This window comes from Paenibacillus oleatilyticus, from assembly GCF_018998565.1.
GTDB classification, from domain to species: domain Bacteria; phylum Bacillota; class Bacilli; order Paenibacillales; family NBRC-103111; genus Paenibacillus_G; species Paenibacillus_G oleatilyticus.
Genome location: NZ_JAHNZO010000032.1, coordinates 1 through 8,692, shown reverse-complemented (window position 1 = coordinate 8,692; position 8,692 = coordinate 1). Strand labels below are relative to the sequence as shown.

General features: G+C 58.1%; 1 protein-coding gene. It reads right to left on the bottom strand.

Annotated elements, in window-relative coordinates; genetic code table 11:
* Positions 1-7: 7 nt before the first annotated feature.
* On the bottom strand, positions 8-8,692 hold an 8,685-nt coding region (locus tag KQX66_RS29745; protein ID WP_216796752.1), incomplete at its 5' end, for a non-ribosomal peptide synthetase.

Below are 8,692 nucleotides of genomic sequence, written 5' to 3'. Positions count from 1 at the left end.
GTCCGTGTCAGAATACAAAATCGATTGCTTCTACCAAGTCCTCTCCTTGCTCCGAATGACCGCTTAATGAAATGTCTTTCAGCAGGATATCAGGCTGCTCGCAAATTTGGGAGATGATTTCCAGTAAATCCTGAGCGTAATTGTCAATCATATTTCGGGCAAACAGCTTGGTGCAATATTCAAAACGACCGTGTATGTCTTCGTCTTCCAACGTCAGCTCCAGGGTCAAATCGAATTTGGCCACCGTTTCCGTTTGAATAAAGGGTTCGATGCTCAGCTCACCGAAGCGATTAACCCGCTCTTCCTTGGTTTCCATCACAAACACTGCGTCAAATAACGGATGACGGCTTAAGTCTCGGGTCACTCTTACTTTTTCCACCAGCTCTTCGAACGGATAGTCTTGATTTTCGTAAGCTCCCAGCATCGTTTCCTTGATTTCCTCAAGGTAAGACGCGAACGCCTTCTCCCCAGCCGGATAATTGCGGATGGCCAGCGTGTTGACGAACATCCCGATCAGCGGTTCCATATCGGCGTGGGTTCTGCCTGAAATCGGCGTACCTACGATGATATCTTCCTGTCCCGAGTACTTATGCAGCAAGATCGAGTAAATCGCCAGCAGCACCATATAAATCGTCGATCCGGTATCCTCCGCAATTCGCTGCAGACCCACGCTTCTTTGCTTGTCAATAATGAATTCGAGCGCGTCTCCCTCATAGCTGCGAACGGCCGGTCTGGCAAAATCGGTCGGCAGCTCCAACGTAGGAAGCTCGCCATCCAACAGGTTCAACCAATAGGCTTCTTGCTGCTTCATCCGTGCGCGCTGCGCTTCGGACTGCTGCCATGCGGCGAAGTCCTTGTATTGAATGCGCAGAGGAGGCAGTTCCTCTCCGTTGTACAAACGGAGCAGCTCTTCAATTAAAATTCCCGTGGACACGCCGTCGGAAATGATGTGGTGGATATCAAACATCAAGATGTGGCGTTCCCTTGTCACTTCGATCAAACCGACCCGCAGCAGCGGAGGACGCTCCAGATCAAAGACGCGGACAAATCGTCCGGCCACCTCTTCCGCTTCCTCTTCGCTCGCTTGCATATACTCCAGCGCAAAATCCACTTCCGGGTAGACCCGCTGCATCGGTTCGCCGTTCACCATCTCAAAGCCGGTACGCAGCGTTTCATGGCGTGCAATCAGCCCGCGGAACGCCTCTTCGAACCGTTCCCTGTCCAACGCCCCCGAGAGCACCATCATGCCCGACATATTGTAGCTCAGCTCCGCCCCTTCCATTTGTTGCTGGATGAAGAGCCGTTTTTGGACGGAGGACAGCATGTAATAATCGCGTTCTTCAAGCATCGGAATGGATACGTGCTCCTGTTGCTCCATTCCGGCAATCGCCTGGGCCATCTCTTCAACCGTAGCGTAGCGGAACACGTCGCGCAGCGGCAGATCGACGTTCAATTCCTTGTGAATCTTGCTGACAAGCGTCGTTGCGCGCAGGGAGTGTCCTCCGAGATCGAAGAAGTTGTCCTTCACGCCGACGGTTGTAACTGCCAGCACTTCCTGCCATATACGGACCAGCTTCGCTTCCAGCGGGGTGCGCGGCGCGGTATACTCCGATCCGCCAGCGCCTCCTTCCGGCGCAGGGAGCGCCTTGCGGTCGATCTTCCCGTTCGGCGTCAGCGGCAACTGCTCCAACTGCACGAAGTACGACGGAATCATATACCCCGGCAGCTCCTGCGACATCGCGCTTCGCAGACCGCTGGCTTGCAGCTCCTCGTCCGCCGTGTAGTACGCGCACAGCGCCTTCTGTCCGTTGCCGTCCTCCCGGATGACCACGACCGCTTCCCGTACCTTGTCCACTTTCAGCAGCTGCGTTTCGACCTCGCCGATTTCGATCCGGTACCCCCGGATTTTCGCCTGGTTGTCGATCCGGCCGATGAAGTCCACGTTGCCGTCTTCCATCCAGCGCGCCAGGTCGCCCGTGCGGTACAGCCGCTCGCCCGGGACGAACGGGCTGTCGACGAACTTCTCTTCGTTCAGCTCCGGCCGGTTCAAATACCCCCGGGCCACGCCGACGCCGCCGATGCACAGCTCGCCCAATACCCCTACCGGCACCGGATTCAAGTGAGCATCCGCAATGTAGAACCGGGCGTTCAGCCACGCCTTGCCGATCGGCACGTTCCCCGCTTCCGGCAGCTTGCTCAACGGCTCGTCGTAGAAGCTCGAATCGATCGCCGCTTCGGTTACCCCGTACGCGTTGATGATTCTAAACTGCGAGCCGTAACGCTCCTGCAGCAGCCGATAATCCGTCACGCTGCAGCTGTCCGAGCTTGTAATCAGCAGCTCCATCGAGCTCATATCCAAGCCTTGCTCCGCTACATATTCCATGAACGGCACGATCAGCGCAGGCGTCGATTCGAAGACCGTAATCTGCCGGTCGCGAATCCAGCCATACAGACGGGTCGGATCAATGCGGTCGTCCTTCGGGCAAATGACCATCGTTCCGCCATTGTACAGCGTCCGGGCAATATCCCCGACGAACACGTCGAAGGAGAAGCTCGCCAACTGCAGCAGCCGCACCGGGAACTGATCCAATCGGTACTCCCGGCGGTAAGCCGCTGCCGTATTGACCAGACTGCGGTGTTCGATCATGACCCCTTTCGGCCGTCCCGTCGTGCCCGACGTGTAGATCACGTACGCCAGATCGTGCGGCTCGCTTGTGTCAGGCCCGTTCGCTCCGTCACCGCTGTACGACTTCTCGTCGTCGAGGCAGAGGCAGCGCACGCTTTGCAGCGCCGCATCTTCCGCCAGCCACGCGTGGGCTTGGTCCTGCAGATGGGTTTGCGTCAACAGCACTGTAGCTCCGCTGTCCTCCAGCATGAACCGGATGCGCTCCGACGGATACTCCGGATCGAGCGGCACATACGCGCCTCCCGCCTTCCAGACCGCCATGACGCCGACCAGCAGGTCCACCGAACGATCGACTAAAATGCCGACGATCGATTCTCGGCCGATGCCGCCCTCGCGCAGCGTGTAAGCCAGCCGGTTCGCTTGCTCGTTCAGCTCCCCGTACGTCAACTGCTTGTCCTCGTACACGACCGCCGTCGCTTCCGGGGTGCGTGCTGCCTGCTCCTCGAACAGCCGGTGGAACGTCTTCTCCGGCGGCAATTCAGGTATCGCCGGGTTGAACGCATGCTGAATTTGTTCTTTCTCTTCCGCAGTCAGCAGGCCAAGCGCCGCAATTTTCGCCCCCGGATCGTTCACGATCGCTTCGAGCAATTGTTCGAAGTGCTCCGCCAGCCGCTCTACCTTCTCCCTTTTATACAAGGCGGTCGCATACTCAAGGATGTATTCCAGACCGCCGCCGATTTCCGTCACGTCCAAGCTCAGATCAAATTTGGATACGATCTCCTCGCTCGGATATGGAGTCAGCTGAAGCCCCGGAAGCCGGATTTCCTTGTTTTCCGTGTTTTGCAGAGTAAACATCGTGTCAAAGAGCGGATTGCGGCTTAAATCGCGGGCAACCTGCACTTTGTCGACCAGCTCTTCAAACGGATAGTTCTGGTGCTCGTAGGCGCCCAAGGTCGTTTCCTTGACCTCTTTCAAGTAGTCCAGGAACGTCTTCTCCCCGGAAGGATAGCTGCGGATCACCAGCGTATTGACGAACATCCCGATCAGCGGCTGTACATCTCCATGGTTTCTTCCCGCAATCGGCGTCCCTACAATGAGGTCCTGCTGACCCGTATATTTGTGCAGCAGGATCGTATACGCCGCGAGCAGCACCATGTACAACGTCGCTCCGTTTTCGGCCGCTAGCCGCTTCAGGCCTTCGCTCTTCTGCTCATCTATGAAAAATTGAAGCGCATGCCCTTCGTAGCTCTGCATTGCCGGACGCGCATAATCCGTCGGCATTTCCAGCACCGGCAGTTCCCCTTGGAACTGGTCCAGCCAGTACGCTTCCTGACGCTTCAGCTGCTCCTGCTGCGCTTCGGACTGCTGCCATGCCGCATAATCCTTATACTGAATCCGCAGCGGCTCCAGCTCTTCACCACTGTACAAGCGGACAAACTCTTCGATAAGGACGTCCATCGAGACGCCGTCGGAAACGATGTGATGCATGTCGAACATCAGGATATGCCGTTCTTCCGCCAGCTCAACCAGCCCTACCCGCAGTAGCGGCGGCTTCGCCAGATCGAATGCGCGGACGAATTGCCGTACGACCTCTCCCGCTTCCTCTTCGCTCGCCTGCACATGCTCCACGGCAAAATCCGCTTGCGGGTAAACCCGCTGCACCGCTTCGCCGTTCGCCATTTCAAAACCGGTGCGCAGCGTCTCGTGACGCGCGATCAGCCCGCGGAACGCCTCTTCGAACCGCTGCCGATCCAACACCCCTTCGAGCAGCATCGCTCCCGGCATGTTATAGCTTAACTCCGCCCCTTCCAGCTGATTCAGGATGAAGAGCCGTTTCTGCGCGGACGACAACGGATAATAGTCTCTTTCCTCAATCACCGGTATGGACGAATACGATCCTTCTTCCATCCGGGCAATCGCTTGGGCCATGTCTTCAACCGTGGAGCAGGTAAACACATCCCGCAGCGGGAAATCGACATTCAGCTCCTTGTGAATCTTGCTGACGAGCGTCGTTGCCCGCAGGGAGTGTCCTCCGAGATCGAAGAAGTTGTCCTTCACGCCGACGGTTGCGGCTCCCAGCACTTCCTGCCAAATATGAACCAGCTTCGCTTCCAGCGGTGTGCGCGGCGCGGTATACTCCGATCCGCTCGCGCCTCCTTCCGGCGCAGGCAGCGCCTTGCGGTCGATCTTCCCGTTCGGTGTTAGCGGCAGCCGCTCCAGCTGCATGAAGTACGACGGAATCATGTACCCCGGCAGCTCCTGCGCCATCGCGCTTCGCAGACCGCTGGCTTGCAGCTCCTCGTCCGCCGTGTAGTACGCGCACAGCGCCTTCTGCCCGTTGCCGTCCTCCCGGATGACGACGACCGCTTCCCGTACTTTGTCTACCTTCAGCAGCTGCGTTTCGACCTCGCCGATCTCGATCCGGTACCCCCGGATTTTCGCCTGGTTGTCGATCCGGCCGATGAAGTCCACGTTGCCGTCTTCCATCCAGCGCGCCAGGTCGCCCGTGCGGTACAGCCGCTCGCCCGGGACGAAGGGGCTGTCGACAAACTTCTCCTCGTTCAGCTCCGGACGGTTCAAATACCCCCGGGCTACGCCCACGCCCCCGATGCACAGCTCGCCCAATACCCCTACCGGTACCGGGTTCAAGTGAGCATCCACAATGTAGAACCGGGCGTTCAGCCACGCCTTGCCGATCGGTACATTCCCCGCTTCCGGCAGCTTGCTCAACGGCTCGTCGTAGAAGCTCGAATCGATCGCCGCTTCCGTTACGCCATATGCGTTGATAATTCTAAACTGCGAGCCGTAGCGCTCCTGCAGCAGCCGATAGTCCGTCACGCTGCAGCTGTCCGAGCTTGTAATCAGCAGCTCCATCGAGCTCATATCCAAGCCTTGCTCCGCTACATATTCCATGAACGGCACGATCAGCGCAGGCGTCGATTCGAAGATCGTAATTTGCCGGTCGCGAATCCAGCCATACAGACGAGCCGGATCGATGCGGTCGTCCTTCGGGCAAATGACCATCGTTCCGCCGTTGTACAGCGTCCGCGCCATATCCCCGACGAACACGTCGAAGGAGAAGCTCGCCAGCTGCAGCAGCCGTACCGGGAACTGATCCAATCGGTATTCCCGGCGGTAAGCCGCTGCCGTATTGACCAGGCTGCGGTGCTCGATCATGACGCCCTTCGGCCGTCCCGTCGTGCCCGACGTGTAGATCACGTACGCCAGATCGTGCGGCTCGCTCGTGTCAGGCCCGTTCGCTCCGTCACCGCTATAGGACTGCTCGTCGTCGAGGCAGAGGCAGCGCACCCTTTGCAGCGCCGCATCTTCTGCCAGCCACGCTTGGGCTTGGTCCTGCAGATGGGTTTGCGTCAGCAGCACCGTAGCCCCGCTGTCCTCCAGCATGAACCGGATGCGCTCCGACGGATACTCCGGATCGAGCGGCACATACGCGCCTCCCGCTTTCCAGACCGCCATGACGCCGACCAGCAGGTCCACCGAACGGTCGGCTAAAATGCCGACGATCGATTCCCGGCCGATGCCGTCCTCGCGCAGCGTGTAAGCCAGCCGGTTCGCTTGCTCGTTCAGCTCCCCGTATGTCAACTGCTTGTCCTCGTACACGACCGCCGTCGCTTCCGGAGTACGCGCCGCCTGCTCTTCGAACAGCCGGTGGAACGTCTTCTCCGGCGCAGGCTCAGGCATCAACGGGTTGAAGCCTTCCATAATCTGCTCTCTCTCCGAATCGGTGAGCAGCCCCAGCTCGTTCACGCCGATGTTCGGATTGGATGCAACTTGCTCCATCATCCGGGCGAAATGACCGAAAATTCGCCGGACGCCCGCTTCGTTGAACGTCAACGCATTGTAGCTGAACCGAAGGAGGATACGTTCGTCCGGAATGACGGTCACGTCAAAGTCATAGTTCGTTTGCTCCGGCGCCTGGATGTTGGATATGGCCAGCGCTTTTTTGCCCCCGCCGACCATTTGTTCGATCCGCTGCTCGGCCGGATAATTTTCGAACACCATGATGTGGCTGATCAATTCCCGCTTCTGCTCGCTCAGCGCCTGAATCTCGTACAACGGATAAGTATCGTAGGCGCCCGAAGCCAGCGCTTGCTCCTGCGTTCTTCGCATCACATCCGCGAACGATTCCCCTGCCGTGCTTTGAATACGCACCGGAATCGTATTGATGAACAGACCGATCATGCTCTCCACGCCCGGGATGTCCGCCGGACGGCCCGACACGACGCAGCCGAACACGACATCCTTACTATTGTTGTACGTTTGCAGCATGAGGCCCCATACCGTTTGAACAAGCGTACTGACCGTTACCTGGTTTTGTCTGGCCACCCGTTCGATCCGCTCGCTCAACTCCTTGCTGAGCTCAAAGTCCATTTCGATCGGAACATAGCCTTCCTGCTTATGCCGGGATTTCTCTTGAGGCAGCAGCGTCTGCTGATCGTAGCCGGCCAAGTAATCGCTCCAATAGCTCGACGCCGCATTCGTGTCCTGCTTCTCCAGCCACTCGATATACTGGGCAAAAGGCGTCACCGGGGCCAGCTCGGGCTGCCTTTGCTCGTAGAACGCAAAGTAGCTGTCGAACACTTCCTTGATCATGGAGAACATGCACCAGCCGTCCATCAGAATATGATGATGGCTCCAGATGAAATGATGGGCTTGGTCTCCGGTACGCAGAATCGCCACGCGCATCAGCGAATCTTGCGCAAGATCAAATCCTTTGGCCTTGTCCAAGGCCGCGAAATCGGCGGCAAATTTCTCGCGTTCCGCCTCCGGCAGTCCGCTCACATCTTCGTAATGAAGCTCGCAGCCCCGATCGCGGAATACGATCTGTACCGGCTCGTCCTTCCAGCCGCTTATAAAATTGGTCCGCAGCGCTTCATGCCGTTGCACCAGCAAGTCCAGGCTTTTGGAGAAAGCACCGACATCGAAGCTTCCCTGCAGATCGAACGTCACCTGCTCGAAATAGGCTCCCGATTCGGAGTCCATCAGGTTGTGGAACAGCATCCCTTTCTGCATCGGGGTCAACGTATACACATTTTCCAGTTCGCCCATCGTCCCGGTGCGCTCCGCCAGCTGTTCGAGCTCTTCCACGGTCAGTCCTTTCAGCAGGACGTCGCTTGGCGTCAGCTCCGGCCGCTCTTTCCCCAAGCAGTGCGCAATCACTTCCCGCAAGCTTGACTGAAGCAATGCCCCGAGCCGCTCCACCGTTTCCCGGCGGTACTGGGTCGTGCCGTATCGGATGGTCAATTCCAAAGCGCCTTCCGTAACCATGCCGTTCATGTCCAGCGCAAAATCCATCGTCGCATTCCTGCTGACGTCCGAACCGGTGGAGTATGGAGAAGGCTTCATTCCATTGCTGTCATAGTCTTGGTCGAACTGACCCAAGTAGTTAAAGCTGATTTCCGGCTCCAGGACAAAGCGCTCGCCCTCCTGCGGGGCGGACAAATATCTCAGGATGCCATAGCCGATTCCCTTGTTCGGAATGCGGCGAAGCCCTTCCTTGACCTGCTTGATCTGCTGCGACACGGTATGGTCCTGACCTGTCTCCAGCGCGATCGGAAATTGGCTCGTGAACCAACCTACCGTGCGCGTAATGTCGACATCCTTCACGATGTCTTCCCGCCCGTGGCCTTCCAGATTCACAAGCACCCGGTCCAGCCCGGTCCACTTGCGCACGGCCATGCCCAGCGCGGCAAGCAGCAGATCGTTCATCTCCGTATTGTAGGCGCGGTGCGCCCGCTTCAAGAGCTGTTCCGTTTCCGGCGCCGTCCATCTTACAGTCACTACATCGCTGTCTTGGAGCAGCGACTTGCCCTGCTCGTAATCTTTAGGCAACGGGACATTCCCGGCTTGTTCAATCCCCTGCCAGTACGACCGTTCGGGCTGCATCGCCGGACTATTGGCATGGAGGGACAGTTGCTCGGCCCACGTCCGGAACGAATCCGTTTTGTGCGGAAACCGGATCGCTTGACCGCTTAAAGCCTGTTCATAGCCCGTAGCCAAATCCTCGAACAAAATGCGCCAGGACACGCCGTCCACGACCAGATG